Annotated in this window: 17 protein-coding genes and 1 pseudogene; 2 read left to right on the top strand and 16 right to left on the bottom strand. The window is 70.8% G+C overall.

The window, feature by feature from the left end; translation table 11 throughout:
- Positions 1-63: 63 nt before the first annotated feature.
- From KGS77_RS32955 to KGS77_RS32885, 15 genes are all read right to left on the bottom strand, one after another.
- Positions 64-771, bottom strand: coding sequence for a response regulator transcription factor (locus KGS77_RS32955; RefSeq protein ID WP_242586974.1), 708 nt, complete (start codon positions 769-771; stop codon positions 64-66).
- A gap of 294 nt (positions 772-1,065) precedes the next feature.
- Complete coding sequence (locus KGS77_RS32950) at positions 1,066-1,632, bottom strand: AAA family ATPase (RefSeq protein WP_242586973.1); 567 nt, start codon at positions 1,630-1,632, stop codon at positions 1,066-1,068.
- Between the two features lie 79 nt (positions 1,633-1,711).
- Positions 1,712-2,167: a GNAT family N-acetyltransferase gene (locus KGS77_RS32945; protein ID WP_242586972.1), complete on the bottom strand. Its 456-nt coding sequence runs from the start codon at positions 2,165-2,167 to the stop codon at positions 1,712-1,714.
- A 68-nt stretch (positions 2,168-2,235) separates the two neighbouring features.
- Positions 2,236-2,454, bottom strand: coding sequence for a universal stress protein (locus KGS77_RS32940; RefSeq protein ID WP_347404597.1), 219 nt, complete (start codon positions 2,452-2,454; stop codon positions 2,236-2,238).
- A gap of 54 nt (positions 2,455-2,508) precedes the next feature.
- Positions 2,509-3,348: a thioesterase domain-containing protein gene (locus tag KGS77_RS32935; RefSeq protein WP_242586971.1), complete on the bottom strand. Its 840-nt coding sequence runs from the start codon at positions 3,346-3,348 to the stop codon at positions 2,509-2,511.
- A complete protein-coding gene (locus KGS77_RS32930) occupies positions 3,345-4,148 on the bottom strand; it encodes an alpha/beta fold hydrolase (protein WP_242586970.1) in 804 nt (267 codons plus the stop codon). The genes KGS77_RS32935 and KGS77_RS32930 overlap by 4 nt, the downstream gene beginning before the upstream one ends.
- A complete protein-coding gene (locus tag KGS77_RS32925; protein ID WP_242586969.1) occupies positions 4,145-4,351 on the bottom strand; it encodes an acyl carrier protein in 207 nt (68 codons plus the stop codon). The genes KGS77_RS32930 and KGS77_RS32925 overlap by 4 nt, the downstream gene beginning before the upstream one ends.
- Positions 4,348-5,877: an amino acid adenylation domain-containing protein gene (locus tag KGS77_RS32920; RefSeq protein ID WP_242586968.1), complete on the bottom strand. Its 1,530-nt coding sequence runs from the start codon at positions 5,875-5,877 to the stop codon at positions 4,348-4,350. The genes KGS77_RS32925 and KGS77_RS32920 overlap by 4 nt, the downstream gene beginning before the upstream one ends.
- An 82-nt stretch (positions 5,878-5,959) precedes the next feature.
- Positions 5,960-7,123, bottom strand: a complete 1,164-nt coding sequence (locus KGS77_RS32915) for a cytochrome P450 (RefSeq protein WP_242586967.1) — start codon at positions 7,121-7,123, stop codon at positions 5,960-5,962.
- Positions 7,120-7,977, bottom strand: a complete 858-nt coding sequence (locus KGS77_RS32910; protein ID WP_242586966.1) for a class I SAM-dependent methyltransferase — start codon at positions 7,975-7,977, stop codon at positions 7,120-7,122. Before KGS77_RS32910 ends, KGS77_RS32915 begins: the two co-directional genes overlap by 4 nt.
- The gene (locus tag KGS77_RS32905) at positions 7,974-8,789 is read right to left on the bottom strand and encodes a hypothetical protein (protein ID WP_242586965.1); all 816 of its coding nucleotides are present in this window, start codon (positions 8,787-8,789) and stop codon (positions 7,974-7,976) included. Before KGS77_RS32905 ends, KGS77_RS32910 begins: the two co-directional genes overlap by 4 nt.
- Before the next feature lie 190 nt (positions 8,790-8,979).
- The gene (locus KGS77_RS32900) at positions 8,980-9,510 is read right to left on the bottom strand and encodes an EF-hand domain-containing protein (protein ID WP_242586964.1); all 531 of its coding nucleotides are present in this window, start codon (positions 9,508-9,510) and stop codon (positions 8,980-8,982) included.
- Positions 9,511-9,845: 335 nt separating this feature from the next.
- Positions 9,846-10,133 carry a phosphopantetheine-binding protein gene (locus KGS77_RS32895; protein WP_242586963.1) on the bottom strand — a complete coding sequence of 96 codons (288 nt, stop codon included), beginning with the start codon at positions 10,131-10,133 and terminating at the stop codon, positions 9,846-9,848.
- Positions 10,130-11,737, bottom strand: a complete 1,608-nt coding sequence (locus KGS77_RS32890; RefSeq protein ID WP_242586962.1) for an amino acid adenylation domain-containing protein — start codon at positions 11,735-11,737, stop codon at positions 10,130-10,132. The genes KGS77_RS32895 and KGS77_RS32890 overlap by 4 nt, the downstream gene beginning before the upstream one ends.
- A gap of 43 nt (positions 11,738-11,780) precedes the next feature.
- Positions 11,781-13,115, bottom strand: coding sequence for a cytochrome P450 (locus tag KGS77_RS32885; protein ID WP_242586961.1), 1,335 nt, complete (start codon positions 13,113-13,115; stop codon positions 11,781-11,783).
- 170 nt (positions 13,116-13,285) lie between these two features.
- Here KGS77_RS32885 and KGS77_RS32880 point away from each other — a divergent pair.
- Positions 13,286-13,594, top strand: a pseudogene (locus KGS77_RS32880) (hypothetical protein); the annotation flags it as partial.
- Positions 13,595-13,691: 97 nt separating this feature from the next.
- Here KGS77_RS32880 and KGS77_RS32875 read toward each other — a convergent pair.
- Positions 13,692-14,324: a hypothetical protein gene (locus KGS77_RS32875; RefSeq protein ID WP_242586960.1), complete on the bottom strand. Its 633-nt coding sequence runs from the start codon at positions 14,322-14,324 to the stop codon at positions 13,692-13,694.
- Positions 14,325-14,781: 457 nt separating this feature from the next.
- Here KGS77_RS32875 and KGS77_RS32870 point away from each other — a divergent pair, with 457 nt between their 5' ends.
- Positions 14,782-15,474: a DUF4389 domain-containing protein gene (locus KGS77_RS32870; RefSeq protein WP_242586959.1), complete on the top strand. Its 693-nt coding sequence runs from the start codon at positions 14,782-14,784 to the stop codon at positions 15,472-15,474.
- The last annotated feature ends 104 nt before the right edge of the window (positions 15,475-15,578 follow it).

Here is a 15,578-nt window from a genome sequence, read left to right as displayed (position 1 = left end):
GGCGTGTGCGTACGGGCCCCGGCGAGCGGGCCGAAGCAGCGGGGGCGGCGCCGTCGTGGGCCGCTACCCCCGGCGCCGGCCGGCGCCGGGACCCGTCTGCTCGGCGCGCTCATGGGCCTGGGTGGCGATCACCGCGGCCTGCACCCGGCGCTCGACCCCGAGCTTGGCCAGCAGCCGGGAGACATGGTTCTTGACGGTCTTCTCGGCCAGGTAGAGCCGCTGGCCGATCTGCCGGTTGGTCAGTCCCTGGCCGATCAGGTCCAGGATCTCCCGCTCACGGCCGGTCAGCTCCGGCAGTCCGTCCGGCTGCTCGGCTTCCTGTACGTCACCGTCCCGCAGCCGGGCCATCAAGCGCGTGGTGGCACTGGGATCGAGCATGGACTGCCCCGCGGCGACGGTCCTCACCGCCGCGACCAGGTCCGACCCGGTGATCTGCTTCAGCACATATCCGGAGGCCCCGGCCATGACGGCGTCCAGCAGGGCTTCCTCGTCGTCGAACGAGGTCAGCATCAGACATGCCAGCTCCGGCATGCGCGACCGCAGTTCCCGGCAGACGCTGACGCCGTCCCCGTCCGGCAGCCGCACATCCAGGATCGCCACGTCCGGCCGCAGCGCCGGTATCCGCGTCAGAGCCTGCGCGACGGTACCGGCCTCGCCGACCACGGTGATATCGCCCTCGGAGTCCAGCAGGTCATGCACGCCACGCCGCACCACCTCGTGATCGTCGAGCAGGAAGACCTTGGCCGGACCGGTCCCTGTGGTGTCCCCCATCAGATGCTCCTTCATCCGTCCCCCGCCGCCGTAGCGGGGCCGCGTCGCGCACGCCTGCGCGCAGAGAATTCCCACCGACCGGCGAACCACCGGGCGGGGTTCCCGGTCGGCACCGCAACGGTAACCGGACGGCCGTGGACCCACCGCACCGCATCGTCTGTGCCCGGACGGGTCCGCGAGCCGAAGGGGCGGATCGGGCAGACCGGGCAGACCGGGGTCGCGGACCTCTCCTGGAGAGAAGTCCCGTAACCGCCCGCTGCCGGAGCACGCATGATGGTGGCACTCTTGGTGAGATCACGACGTGGGGGCAGCGTCGGCGGTGGTGCCCGCGACCGGCGTACCCGATCGCATCAGGGTGGCCAGGACCGACGTGACCACTTCGGCGGGCGTGCTCCGGTTCGTGTCGATGAGATGCGCTCTGCGGCTCAGCCAGGGAAGGGCCTGCCGGTAGTCCGGCAGATGGTCCAGGCGCCACCGGCGGGCTCCGGTCTCCACCGTGTCGGTCTCGATGCGTGTGGTCAGTACGTCCTGGTCGGCGTGGAGGACGAAATGGTGCACCGGTATGCCGGCCCCGCGCAGGCCGGTCTCGATCTCGTCCCAGTACTGCTCCACGAGCACGGACTGGGGAATGACGAGAGTCCCGCCGACGTAGTCGAGGATCTGGACGGCTGTCTCCACCACCAGGTGGCGCCATGGCCTCCACTCCTGGAAGTCGGCGACCGGCACGGACTTCAGGACGGGCCGGAGCATGTACCCGACCGTCTCGGAGTCGAAGATCCGCGCACTGGGCAGTGCGGCGGCCAGTTCCTTGGAGGTGGTGGTCTTGCCGACGCCGAAGGTTCCGTTCAACCAGATGATCACCTCGGTGAGTCTAGGCCCTGTCGTCAAAACAGCGTCGTGAACGGGACCGCGCGGCAACTCAGCACCGCGCGCGCGGCGTTCACAGGAGCCTGGTCATGAAGGTGCTGTTCGGGTCGGGCCGGTAGTCCGCGAACGGTTCACAGGGGCTGAAGCCGAACTTCTCGTAGAGTTTTCTGGCCGGCCGGAAGAACTCGGCCGAGCCGGTCTCCAGGCTCATCCGCGTGAACCCCATGCCTTTGGCCTCGCTCAGGATGTGCGTCAGCAACCGGGAGGCGATTCCGCTTCTTTGCCGCGTGGGCCTGGTACGCATCGACTTGAGCTCCGCGTGCTGCGTATCCAGCTTCTTGATCGCACCACAGCCCACCAGGCTGTCACCGTCCATGGCTGACCAGAACGTGATGCCGGGCCTGCGGAGAGTGTCGAGGTCCAGGGCGTGCTTGCTCTCCAACGGCGTGAGCGACCGCATCTGCCGGACGTGTTCGGCGAGGAATCCGGCGATCTCCGGGCCGGAGAGGTCATCCACCACGATCTTCAACACGTCCGTCCTGCCTTCAGGTTCCCAAGATTCCCGGGTGAGCAGAGTACGACGATTCGCACACCCGGTCAGTCATGGGGTACGACGGCGACGGGTGCGGTCGCGCGGTGCAGGACGGCGCGGGCGACGGAGCCGATGCGGGCGCCCAAGGGTGTGCGCCGCGCCCGGCGGCCGATCACCAGCAGCCCGGCGGCGCGCGAGACGTCCACCAGGTGATCGGCGGGGTTGCCGATGACGGACTGCTCGGTGACCTCGACGCCGGGGCACGCGGAGCGCCACGGCCGCAGCGCGTCGGTCAGCGCCCGCGCCCGCCAGCTCCCGTACAGCAGGTTGACTACGGACTACGGACCGGGCGGGTCGGGCCGAGGGTGGGAGCCGGTGTCGGTCGGCCCGGTGCCGGTCGGCCCGGTGCGGACCACCGACAAGTCGTGCGACAAGTCGTGGGCGATCTCCTTGATGATCAGGTCGCGGTCGGTGCGCAAGGCGAAGTGCGCGCCGGGAAGCGGCACGCGCCGGCAGGTTCGCCGGGTCTCCTGCTGCCAGGCCGCAAGCGTCCCCGGGGGAACCACGGCGTCGTGGCGGGCCGCGAACACCGTCAGGGGGCACGGCAGATCCGCGGGTCCCGGGTAGTCGTACTGCTCGGCGAAGTGCAGGTCCGCGCGGAGGCAGCGCAGGAACAGACGCATGAACGGGGGGCTGTTGAGGACGTCTTCCGGGGTGCCTCCCATGCGGCGCAGATAGCCGATCAGTTGCTCGTCGCTCTGGTCGCTGTGGCCGCTGTCCGTCTGCGGCCAGCGCGGGGCCGGCTGTCCGCCGACGAACAGGTGCAGCAGGTTGCCCCGGTGTTCGCGGGGCAGCGACCGCGCCAGCTCGTACATGACCAGGGCGCCGGTGCTGTAGCCGAACAGCGCGAACGGCGCCGCGAGGAGGGGCCGGGCCGCGTCGGCCAGTTGTGTGACCAGTTCCGGCAGGTGCTCGATGCAGGGTTCGCGGGCGCGGTATTCCCGGCCGGGCAGGGCGACCGCGGCCACCTGCGCCCGGTCGGCCAGGGCGTCCTTCCAGGCACGGAACTCGCCGGGGCCGGCTCCCGAGCCGGCCAGGCACAGCAGCGCGGGCGGTTTCGCGTCCGGTGGGACGCCGGGGAACCAGAGCGGGAAGGCGGCAGCGGTCGGCGGGTTCATGTCCGCGGCTCCGCGTGGTTCAGCCCGTCCAGCTCCTGTTGCAGGAGGCGGAGGAAGGTGGCGCGCTGTTCGCGGAGGAAGAAGTGTCCGCCGGGCAGGGTGTGGCTGCGGAAGCGGCCGGTGGTCAGCCGTGCCCACGCGTCGAGGTCCGCGGCGTCGGCCTCGAAGTCCTCCTGACCGCCGAAGGCTATGACGGGGCAGGTCAGGGGCGGTGCGGGGGCGGCTGCGTAGGCTTCGCGGATACGGTAGGAGGCTCGTACGTCGCGCAGCAGCCAGGTGGCGAACCAGGTTTCGTCGAGCAGTTCCGTGGGGGTGCCGCCCAGGTGGCGGAGCCAGTCCAGCAGGTCGGCGTCGCCCAGGCGGCTGATCTCCTGGTTCCGCGTGGGACGGCCGGGGGCGGCCAGGCCCGAGACCAGGAGTCCTTGGACGCGGTGCGGCTGCCGGGCGCTGATCCTGCGGGCCAGGTCGTACATGACCAGGGCGCCGAAGCTGTGGCCGAACAGGACCAGGGGCAGCGGTGTGGCGCCTTCGGTCGCCTCCAGTGCCGCCGACAGTCCCGCCATGAGGGCGGGCAGGTCGGTGTACGGCTCCTCGCGCAGGCGTTTTTCACGGCCGGGCAGTTGGATGGGCCACAGTTCGGTGTCCGGGGGCAGTACCTCGTGCCAGGTGACGAACTCCGACGGTCCGCTGCCGGCGCCCGCCAGGCACAGCAGGCGCCGGCGGGGTCCGGGCCGTCGGGTGACGTAGTTGAACCAGGGCCCGTGACCGTCGGGGCCGCCCCGCCGGGGCTGTGTGCTCATGCCTCCTCCGTGCCGCGTTCGTCCAGGACGGTGGCCAGTTCCGCCGGTGTCGGGTTCTCGAAGACGTCGACGGGGTCGATGTCGACGTCCAGGTCCTCGATCACGCGGCGCAGCAGCCGTGCCATGGTCACGGACGTCATGCCGATCAGGAACAGGTCATCGCGCGGTGAGACGGCGGGCACACCCAGCAGCTCCGCCGTCACCTGCGTGAGCCAGGACTCGGTGGCGGACCGCGGGGCGGAGGTCCGGTCCTGTTGGGCGGCGACTTCCTCCTTGGGGCGGGCAGGGCGGTGACGTCGAGTTTCCCCCACAGCGTCAGCGGCAGCACCGTCATGGGCACGTACAGGCTGGGCACCATGGGCAGCGGCAGTCGCTGTTCGAGCCACTCGGTCAGGGCGCGCCGGTCGACCGCGGCGTCCTGGCGGGGGACGACGTACGCCACCAGCCGGGGGCCGTCCTGGCGCACCGCGCAGTCGTGGACGGTGGGGTGCCGGCTCAGGACGTGGCGTACCTCGCCGAGTTCCACCCTCATACCGCCGAGTTTGACCTGCTCGTCGGCGCGTCCGACGAACGTCAGGCCGCCCGCGCCGTCGTGGACGACGAGGTCTCCCGTACGGAAGAGGCGCCCCGTGGCGGTGGTGGGAAAGCGTTCGGCGGTCAGGTCCTCCTGGTCGAGGTATCCGGCGGCCAGGCCGGCGCCGCCGATGTACGCCTCGCCGGGCGTTCCCGCAGGGACGGGGTCGAGCTGCCGGTCCAGGACGGTCAGGGAGCAGCCGGGGATGGGGCGGCCCAGTGGTACCGGGCCGCCGCGCCCGAGGGTTTCCTCGTCGAGTTCGGCGTAGCTGGTCCAGATGGTGCCTTCGGTGACGCCGTAGGCGTTGACCAGGCGCCGCCCGGCCGCCCAGGTACGGGCCAGGTCGGGCAGCAGGGCCTCGCCGGCGCTCACGACCAGTTGGATGCCGGGTACCCGCTCCGGCTGGAGGGCACGCAGCCCCGAGGGGGTGATCACCGCGGCGGTGGTCCGGGTCCGGGCGAGGAAACGCTCCAGGGGCGGCCCCGGGTAGCGGTCGTCCGGCGTGGCGACATGGAGAGCGGCGCCCGCGGTCAGCGCGAGGGTGACCTCGAAAAGGAAGGCGTCGACGCACCAGGGGGCCAGTTGCGCCACCCGGTCGCCGGGAGTGATGCCGAAGACCGTGCGCTGAGCGTGTGCCACGTTGGCCAGTGCCGTGTGGGTGCACACCACCCCTTTGGGAACGCCGGTACTGCCCGAGGTGTGGATGACGTACGCGGCACCGGGTGTCGTATCCAGGGTGCGGGGCGCCTTCCCGCTGTCGGTGACCGCGTACGGCTCGGTGTCCGCGCCCTCGCCCACCACCAGCCGGGCCCCGGCGAGGGTGACGATCTCCTGCTGCCGCAACGGTGGTTGCGCGGGATCCAGCGGCAGGAGGACCGCGCCGGCGCGCAGCACGCCCAGCAGCGCGCCGATGCCCGCGGCGGACGGCGGCATCCGCACGGCGACCGGCTCGCCGGGCCGGACTCCCCGCCGGTGCAGTGCCTTGGCGCACCGGTCGGCGCGGGCCGAGAGGGCCGCGTAGTCCAAAGAGCCGTCGGCGGCGGCGACGGCCGTGGCCGTGGGGCGGTGGCGGGCGTGTTCCTCCACCATGGCCGGCACAAGAGCCCCGTCGTGGGCGACGGCGGGCGCCGCCAAGCCGTCCTGGGCCACAGTCATGCGGTTCTCCCCTTCTGCGCAGGGCTGCTCAGCGAGAGCGGAACGTGCAGCGGGCACGGCAGGTTGACGTTGTCCGACCACGTCACGCGGGGTGCGACAAGGTCGGGTGCCGTCCGGCCCCGAAGAGGTGCTCCAGTACGAGTCTGCCTTCGAGTCGGGCCAGCCGGGCGCCCGGACAGCGGTGTCTGCCGTGGCCGAACGCGCTGTGCCTGGGGAGCGGGCCACCGTCCGTACGGCCGGTGAGCGCGCTCCAGTTGGCGGCGGCGAGCAGCACCACGACGGACTGGCCCGCCCGCAGCCGCCGGCCGCCGAGGTCGGTGTCCGCGGTGACCAGCCGCCCCACGAACCGGGACGGGGAGACCCGGGCGAGCAGTTCCTCCACCTCGGCCTCACGGGACAGGCCGGTGCCGAGCGGGCCCCATGCCGGGCGGATGCGTTCCAGGACCGCGCCGGCGAGGAAGCCGGTGGTCGTCTGGTGTCCGGCGGCGATGAGCATGAGGAGGTTGGCGGCGATGTCGGTGTCGTCGGTGCCGGTGCCGCCGGCCGTCGCGGCGGCGTCCGCCCCGGCGATCAGCGTGCTCAGGCTGTCCGGTCCGGGCGACGCCCGGCGGTGTTTGACCAGGTCCCGTGCGTAGTCCGTGAATTCGGCGACCCGTGCGTACACCTCGGGGTCGGCCTCGGGCGCCACGCCCGTGACGATGCGGGTGTAGGCGTTGGACCACACCCGCAGCGCCGCCAGGTCGGCGGCCGGCAGGCCGAACAGCCGGGCGATCACGTCCAGCGGAAGCGGCTGGGCGAGGTCGGTGGTGACGTCAAGGTGGTCCTTCCCGCCGGCGTTCACCAGTTCCGCGGCCTTGTGCCGTATCCACGGGGCGAGTGCGTCGATCCTGCCGGGTGCGAGCGCGTGGCGGATGATGCGCGCCCATGTGGTGTGGGCCGGGCCGTCCAGGAAGAGGGCCTGCCGTGCCAGTACGTCGCCGACGCGGTCCCGTGTGTCCGAGGAGGGGCCCGGCACGGTGGAGCGGCCCAGTTCCGACAGCCGTACGGCGCTGTACTCCTCTCCGGTGCACACCTGGGCCGCCTCGTCGCGGCCTGCGACCAGCCATGTTCCGGCGTACGGGTCCCAGTGGACGGGGGCTTCCCGGCTCAGGCGGGAGAACAGGCTGCGGGCGTCCTGCCGCCCTGTGCGGGAGGAGAGCGTGTAGAGGCTCAGTGTCCGGTCGTGCTCTGCCCGGGGCACGTTCATGCGCTGCCCTCCGGCGGGTCGGTGACGGCCGGCGGCACGCGTGTGTCCGGCCCGGCCACGCAGTCCGCGATCAGGATCTGCGGGCAGGAGAGGTAGTTGCGCCAGTAGGCGTCCCCGAACAGGCGGCGGCCTTCGTCGGAGACTGCCGGCCGTACCCAGGTGACGTGGTCGAATCCGGCTTCGCCGAGGGCGCGCTCGTGGGCCGCCACCGACCAGCGGTACGCGTCGAGCACGACGCAGCCCTCGCCCACCTGGATTCTCGCCCGGTACGGACAGCCGTCGGCCTTCGTGCCGTCCTGGGTTCCGGCCGCGCTGAGGACCTGGTATCCGTAGTGGTCGTACCAGCCCGGCTCGGTGGAGACATCCGGGTTCAAGGTGGCCGTCACCAAGCGCCCGCCTTCCGGCCTGAGCGAGCGCCGGGCCGTCGCGCACATGGCGGTCAGCTCCTGCCGGGTGCTCGCGTAGGGAAGCATGTACACGCAGACCACCACATCGCAGGTGCCGTCGGTCTCCGGGTCCGGCGCCGCCGGTGACCGGCCGGCGTCCCGGCGCAGGTACCGCACTCCGCGCGGTTCCTCGCGTTCGCGCTGCCGGGCGTGTTCCAGCATCCCTTCCGAGGCGTCGATCCCGGTGACCTGCGCCGCACCTCGTTCCCGCAGGAGCCGGGTGTACCGCCCCTCACCGCAGCCCATGTCCAAGGCGGTCTTTCCCCGCAGGTCGCCGAGTACTTCCAGCACGGTGTGGCGCTCGCTGTGCAGCCGTACGGGATTCTCCGCGGCCATGCGTGCGTAGTCCTGTGCGAGCGCATCGAACCGGGTGCCCGCGTGCTTCTTCTGCACCGGCGGCCGGCTCACGCGGAAATGAGATCGTCCGCGGGGCAGCCGGATGCCAGCAGCGCGGCGTCGAGCACGTCCCACAGCGCAGCCAAAGAATCGAGGAATGTGTCCACGCCCTCGGTGATCAGTGCCTCGGTGGTGGGATTCAGGACGGATGCGACGGCGGCGATCGCGTTCTTCTCGTGTTGTTCCTCCGCGCCGATCTCGCCCCAGTGCTCAAGCAGGTAGTGCATTTCACGGCTTTCGAGGGTGACGCCGTAGTGGCCGGAGTCGACCAGCGCGGCCTTCCAGCCGGGAATCAGGTGCCGGTTGGAGATCATCTCAAGTGCCAGCGCCGTTCCGAGGTTTCGCAAGGTGGCGTCCCGGTCGGTCCGTCGCCTGCCGTCGAAGGCCGCACGCGCCCGGCGTGTCTGCGCCAGCAGTCCGGTCTCCGGGTCGTATCCGGGCAGGTTTTCGAGAATGCGGTCGGAGCATTCCTTGAGTCCGGTCTCGACCAGGTTCTGGTCGTGGACATCGGTGAAAACCCTCCGGCCCGCGGCGCGGTTGACGATGTGTCCCGCCATCGTCGCGAGGTCGGCGCCGTGGTTCTCCTCGCTCTCGACGATTTCCTGGAGCAGCGCGCTCTCGGCGGTAAGCCGGTGCATGGTCAGGGCCTGGGGGAATTTCCCGCCCGGGCGGGTGGCGTCGCAAAAACTCCTGATCTGGTGGAACAGGGCCGCCACAGCGGTGCTGCCGGGCGCGGCTTCCTGCCAGTGCTTGAAAATCGGGTGGTGGTAGCAGCGGTGGTCGCGGATACGGCTCACCAGGTCGTCGATGGTGGTCGCGGTCATGGCGTCGTCCTCCGGTGGTGACGGATCAGGGCCGCCGGCCGTGATCACGCGACGTGCGGCACGGTGGGCCCGGTGGCGGCAAGCCGGTGACGGCCTGCGGGAACACCCATGTCGTGGGAGGTTCCCGCAGGCCGCGTGGCCGGGCACGACACGTCCGGCCGCCGTGTCCGTGGCGGGCCGGCAGGCGTTCCTAGCCGAGCATCCCGATGTTCGACTGCCCCAGGACGTAGCTCCTGATCGCCGCCATGAACTCCTCGACGGAGACCTTGCCGTCCTTGTCCGTGTCGATGGCCTGGTAGGACTCGGCCGTGGCTTCCTTGGGGACGCCGATGACCGTGAGCCACTTGCTGTACTCGTCCTGGCTGATCTCGCCGTCGCCGTCGGCGTCGCACAGGTTGGCGCAGGCGTGTGCGTACGGTGCCAGGACCTCGCCGAATCCCGCGCCGCCGCGGTCGGTGATGGCGGCCTTCGACGCCGCGACGAACTCCTCGCGGCGCAGTACGCCGCTCGTCGCGTCGGCCTTGCGCACGATGTACTCGTAGACGGCCAGGTAGCTGTTCTTCAGGGCGAGAGCGCGCGGCGAGTCCTGGTCGGCGCCGAAGGCGCGGATCAGGCTGTTCGCCTCTTGCTCGAAGTCGGAGCGGTCGATGCGGCCGTCCTTGTTCGCGTCGAAGTGCTCGAAACGCAGGTCGAAAACTTGAGCCGCGTTGTCCGTCGCCATGTTTCGCCTCCACGCGCATCGGTTGAGCCCGACGGTCGAATGTGGAACGAGCGGTTCAGCATGGGTTTCCCCGGCGCCGCACCGAAAGCTACTGGGAGTGCCGTGGCGCTCGCAAGCAACCGTTCAAGCCAGGCCGCAAGGAGCTGAAATCGTGTGCCCGGTAGGCGTTTTCGGCACTGCCGGCGTGCGGTGTGGTAACCGGTGGGTTCCGCGGAAACAGGGGTGCAAGATGTTCGTCGCGCCGGATTCCTTTCCCGGGGCATGCCTTTGTTCCCCACCTTGCGATAGGCCCGAGGGCCGGCACACATGACGGAAAATTTCCCTCGCCGGCGGAATCAGCCGCCGGCGAGCGAGGTGTCGATGGCTTTCGCCAGTACACCGAGCCGGGGATCGTCATAGAGCTGTTCGGGTGTCAGGACGTCCGGTCCGAACTTCTTCTCCACGCGTTGCAGAAATCTGATGGCCATGACCGACGTGCCGCCCGCCTCGAAGAAGTCCTCCTCGGTGCCGGTCGCGGAACGGCCGAGGAGGTCGCACCACATCCCCGCGAGGGCCGTCTCCGTGGTGGTCATCCGGGCGGGCCCGTCAGGGACGGCGGGGGCCGGTCCGGTCACATCGCTCACGGTGCACACGCTCCTTGTGTGTCGGTGAAGTGCCCAAGCAGGGCACGGCCGTCGACTTTGCCGTTCGGGGTCAGGGGAAAGGCGTCGCAGAGGTGGATCTGTGACGGGACCATGTAGCGGGGCAGTTTCGCGGCCAGGTGGGCGCGCAGGCTCTCCGGCGTGACGCCCGGGCCGGCGGGTACGACGAACGCCACCAGTGACCTTTCGCCGTGGTGGTCGCGAACCGTGACATAACTGCGTTTGACGGTCCTGCTGTGGTTGAGGTGATGAGTGATCTCCCCCAGCTCGATGCGGTAGCTGTTCACCTTGACCTGGTCATCCAGGCGTCCGTCGAAGACCACGTCGCCGCCGGGCAGCAGATGCCCCCGGTCGCCGGTCCGGTAGAGCCGTTCCGGCACACCGTCGACGCAGCGGTGGATGAAGTGTTGGCGGGTGAGTTCCGGCAGTCCCAGGTAGCCGGCCGCCAGCCCGTCTCCCGCCAGGCAGATCTCCCCGCTCTCCCCCGGTTCGCACAGCCGTTCCGCGGTGTCGTCGAGGATGTAGAGCCGGGTGTTCTGGATGGGCTTGCCGATCGGCAGCGGGGCGTCCTCGCGCGGTGGCTCGTCCACGGGGTAGAAGGTGCCGATGCAGGTGCACTCGGTGGGGCCGTACAGATTGACCACGCGGCCGGGTCCGTAGGTCCGTACCGCCTTGGCCATGTGCCGGATCGAATGGGCCTCGCCGCCCGAGGTGATGGTCCCCACGGTTTCCAGCGCCTCGGGGGCTTCGTCGACGACCAGGTTGAACAGGGCCGTGGTCAGGAGCGTGATGGTCACGCGCCCGTCCTTCATGACCTTGTCGAGCACCGACAGGCGGATCGGCTCGGCGGGATAGAGCACCGACACCCCGCCGTTGAGGAGTGCGCCCCAGATCTCCCAGGTGGCGATGTCGAAGGTGACGGGCGTGATCTGCAGGACACGGCTGTCCGCGTTCATCGGTCCGTACGTGGCGCCGTGCACCAGCCGGATGATGCCGCGGTGGAAGATCGGTACGCCTTTGGGGCGGCCCATCGATCCGGAGGTGAAGTTGATGCAGGCGATGCTGTCGGGGCCCGCCTGGCACGGGGGGTTGGTGTCCTCGCCCTCGCCCGTGAGCGCGTCGAGCGGCAGAACACGGCAGGGGGCACCGTCAAGACGTGGCGCGAGTGCGGCCGGCCGGTCGCCGAGCACCCAGGTGCTGCCGGCGTCCTCCAGGACGTACCGGAGCCGCTCGTCCGGCCATGCGGGGTCCAGCGGCACGTACGTCGCGCCGGCCTTGAGGATTCCCAGCAGCGCGACCAGCATCGCCGGCGAACGCGCCACGCACACACCGATCGTGGTGCCCGGCCCGGCGCCTTTGTCCCGCAGGGTGTGCGCCAGGCCGTTGGCGAGCCGGTTGAGCCGGCGGTAGCTCAGCTCGCGGTCCCCCTGGAGGACCGCGGGCGCGTCCGGGCGGCGCGCGGCCCAGTGCTCGAAGCGCTCGGGCAGGCTGCACTCGCGCGGGTAGGGGCTCGACGTCCGGTTGATCTCGCGGTGGACGGCCAGCGCCGCCTGGGAGCAGTTCAGCTTCTGCATCGCGGATGTCACGCTTTCAGGAGGCTGGAGGGGGTGCGGCGGGCCACTGGTGCTCTCACCTGCGGCGCAGGCGCATCCGCAGGGAGCGCGGGGCGAGCGCGAGGCGGGGTGCGGGGCGTACCTGTGCGTGCGGGAGGGGTTCCAGCCGCCACCGGGCGGCCATGGAGGCCAGCGCGAGCGTGGCCTCGGTCTTGGCGAACTCCTCGCCGATGCACTTACGGGCGCCGCCGCCGAACGGCGTGAAGGCACGCTCGGCCCGTGGGCAGGCGGCCTCGTCCTGCCACCGGCCGGGGTCGAACCGCTCGGGGTCGGGGTAGTACCCCGGATGGTGGTGCAGGATGTACGGGCTGAAGACCAGGACGGTTCCGCTCGGCAGGCGCTGCCCCGCCAGCTCGGTCTCCGCGGAGGTGCGCCGGGTCAGCAGCCAGACCGGCGGATACAGGCGCAGCGTCTCGGTGAGGACGCGGGCGGTCGTCCTCAGTTTGGGCAGGTCCTCGTAATGGGCGGTGCGCCCGCCGAGTACGGAGTCGACCTCGTCGTGCAGTTGCGCCTCGGCCTCGGGGTGGTGTGCCAGCAGGTGCCACACCCAGGGCAGTGCGGCCGAGACGGTCTCGCTGCCGGCGGAGAAGAACGTGAGGACCTGCTCGTGGATCTCCTCATCGGTCAGGCCGTTGGCGTCGTCGTCGCGCGCGGCCAGCAGCATGGACATCAGGTCCCCGTGGTCGACACCCGCCCTTCGGTAGTCGGTGATCAACTGCTGCGTGTGGTGTTCCAGGCTGCGCCGGGCGCGCAGGAAGCGGCGGTTGCCCGGGGTCGGTATCTTCTCCAGCCACGCGAACGGCACGATCAGACGCCGGGCCACGCCGTCGAAGATGACCGTCGTGGCCCGCTGGATCTCGGCCAGGACCGCGGCGTCGACATCGGCGGCGAACAGGGTCCGGGTCGCCACACCGGTACTGAAGGCGTTCATGACGGCGACCACGTCGAGCACCTGGCCGTCACGCCAGGACCGGGTGACCGTATCCACCTGTGCGGACATCATCTCCGCGTAACCGGGCAGCCGGTCCCGGTGGAAGGCGGGCTGCACCAACCGCCGCTGCCTGCGGTGGTACCGGTGCTCACAGGTCACCAGGCCGTTGCCGCCCACCTCGCGCAGCTTGTCGTAGGTCGGGCCGCCCTTGTCGAAGACGCGGTCGTTCACCAGCACCTGGTGGACCAGCGTGGGGTGGCACACCACGTACGCCGGCCACGGCCCCAGCCGGATGCGGACCAGATCGCCGTGCTCGGGCAGGGCCGCCATGAACGCCAGTGGCGATGTGCCGATGGACAGGACGTGGCCCAGCAGCGGCAAGGCTCCTGGAGCGGCACCGAACGTCAGCGTGGCGGACATGCCCGTCAGTCCCTTCTACGCAACGGCTGCGGCACAGGACGGCTTGGGGTGCTCACCGGCAAACGGCTCTCCACCTTGCCGCCGTCACCGCCGCCGCGCAACGTAGCGATTGAGTCGAAACGGCCACCGCTCCCGTCGCGCCCCAGGAGCCTCCCACCGGCCGGGCCATCAGCACGTCCAACGCCTGCGTCGCACCGTGGCTCGGGCTGCCGGAACTGCCGGTGGTGAGCTGGCCGGAGCCGTGCGAGGGGGAAGAGGAGGAGAGGTACGGGCTGCACTGGAAGACCCGCTCTCTCCTGGACCGGGCGGACGGGCGCCCCTTCGTCTGGGTCGACGACGAGATCACCGACGCCGACCGGGCCTGGACGGACGCGCACCACCCGGGCGAAGCCCTCTTGCACCGCGTTGATCCCCGGTTCGGCCTCACGGAGGCGGACTTCGCCGTCCTGGACCGGTGGCTGCGGCTGCATGCGGTCTAGGGCGTTTCTGATGGATCTCCGTGGAAGACGGAGATCCATCAGAAACGCCCTAGTCACCGGCTGTGCGACCACGCCGCGCGCCGCCCACGGTACGGGTTCACGCCTGCGGGGCGGCGCGCACGCGTACCCGCAGGTTGTGGAACTGCCGGAGCTGCATGATCAGGTGGACCGGTTCCCACAGCACCAGGTCCAGGGGCCGGGTGAGCACCCGCGGCCGGCTGCGGCCCCGCGTACGGACGACCAGGCGGGTGCCGTTGCGTGTGACGCGCCGGAGGTGGAAGCCCCAGACCGCGTCCGTGTACGCGGCGGACAGCGGCCCGAACCGCGCGTCGAAGGAGTGCCCCGACGGCAGTTCCACGGTCATCCGCAGTACCAGGGTCCGTTCCGGTTCGACGATCGCGGCCGTGAACCACACCGCGCCGCCGGGCAGCGCGGCCAGCCGCTGCCCTTCCTTGATGTCCTGCCACTGCTCGACGATGTGGTCGGCGCTGGGGCGCCGTGCGTGGTCCAGCCGGTCGAAGCTGTACCAGCCCCCGCGGTCGCCGCCCATCTGCGCCAGCCAGGGCCAGACCTCCTCGGGTGGCGCCGGCAGGGTCGTGGCCATGGTCGAGGAGCCGTCGTACCCGGGGACCAGATCGTCGCCGGGCCAGTGGCCGGCGGCCTCGGCACGGGTCGCGCCCCAGGTCAGCAGGCGCGGGCGGACGAAGACACCGTAAACGGCCGCCGCCATGAGGACACCTGCCCCAGGGAGGGACCGGGGTGCCGGTCGGTTTCCGCTCATGGCGTCAGCGTCCCACCGCCGCCCTTCCCGGCACAGGGACCGGCCGGCTCCGGGCAGGGCCGTTCGGCACCTGGCAGCGCCCCGGCGTACCGGGCCGAGGATGGGTGTACGGACATACCCGCCCGGCCCGCGGGCCGGCTGCCCGCCGGGCACCGGGGGTGTCACCCGTCGCACCGAACACCGACGAGCACGGGGAGGATCGGATGAACTGGCCCACCGCGGTGGTCGTCATCGCCGCGCTGTTCGCCCTCGCCGCCATCATCAGCAGTTACTTCGCACGGCCGAAGAAGTGACGCGGTGAGGCGGGCGGCGTCCCCCGGCTGTGCGCCGGCACGCACTTGAGGCGCTCCGAGCACTTGAGCAGGACAGCGTCCGCACTCACCGTCCGAGGTGAAAGGGGGACCCGATGTCCTCCCCTGCCACTGCGCCCTACCCGGCCCGTCTGGAAGCGACGCCCGATCCACGGCTGTCGCGCTGGCTGTGGCTGGTGAAATGGCTGCTCGTCATCCCGCACTGGATCGTGCTGACCTTCCTGTGGTTCGCGCTCGGCGTGGTGAGCGTCGTGGCGTTCTTCGCCATCCTCTTCACCGGCCGCTACCCGCGAGGGCTGTTCGACTTCACCACCGGCGTGCTGCGCTGGACCTGGCGCGTGGTGTACTACTCGTACAGCGCCCTGGGAACCGACCGCTATCCGCCGTTCCGCCTGGCCGATGTGTCCGGCTACCCGGCCCACTTCGACGTCACCTACCCCAAGCAGCTCTCGCGGGGGCTGGTGCTGGTGAAGTGGTGGCTGCTCGCCCTGCCGCAGTACGTGCTGATCGCGCTGTTCACCTCCGGGCTCTGGCGCTGGGGCGGACTGATCGGTGTGCTGGTGCTGTTCGCCGCCGTCTCCCTGCTCTTCACCGGCCGCTACCCACCGGGCCTCTACGCGCTCACGCTGGGCCTGAACCGCTGGGTCATGCGGGTCCTGGCCTACGCGGCCCTGCTGACGGACGTCTACCCGCCGTTCCGGCTCGACCAGGGCGGCCGGGAACCGGGGAGCGGGAACCCCGCGGACAGCCCGGCCGGCGATGCGCTCAGGAGCAGGCAAGGACGCTGAGGCAGCTACAGTACCGGATGCTGTACTGGCTCGCTTCGGGGCCCACGCCTTCGTCCGCGCGGCCCGGGACCGGGAGCGTCTGGAGGTCCAGGAGGGCCATGGCA

This window comes from Streptomyces sp. MST-110588 (genome assembly GCF_022695595.1).
GTDB lineage: Bacteria > Actinomycetota > Actinomycetes > Streptomycetales > Streptomycetaceae > Streptomyces.
Note: the sequence above shows the minus strand (reverse complement) of the source record. Positions and strands in the feature narration are given on the sequence as shown.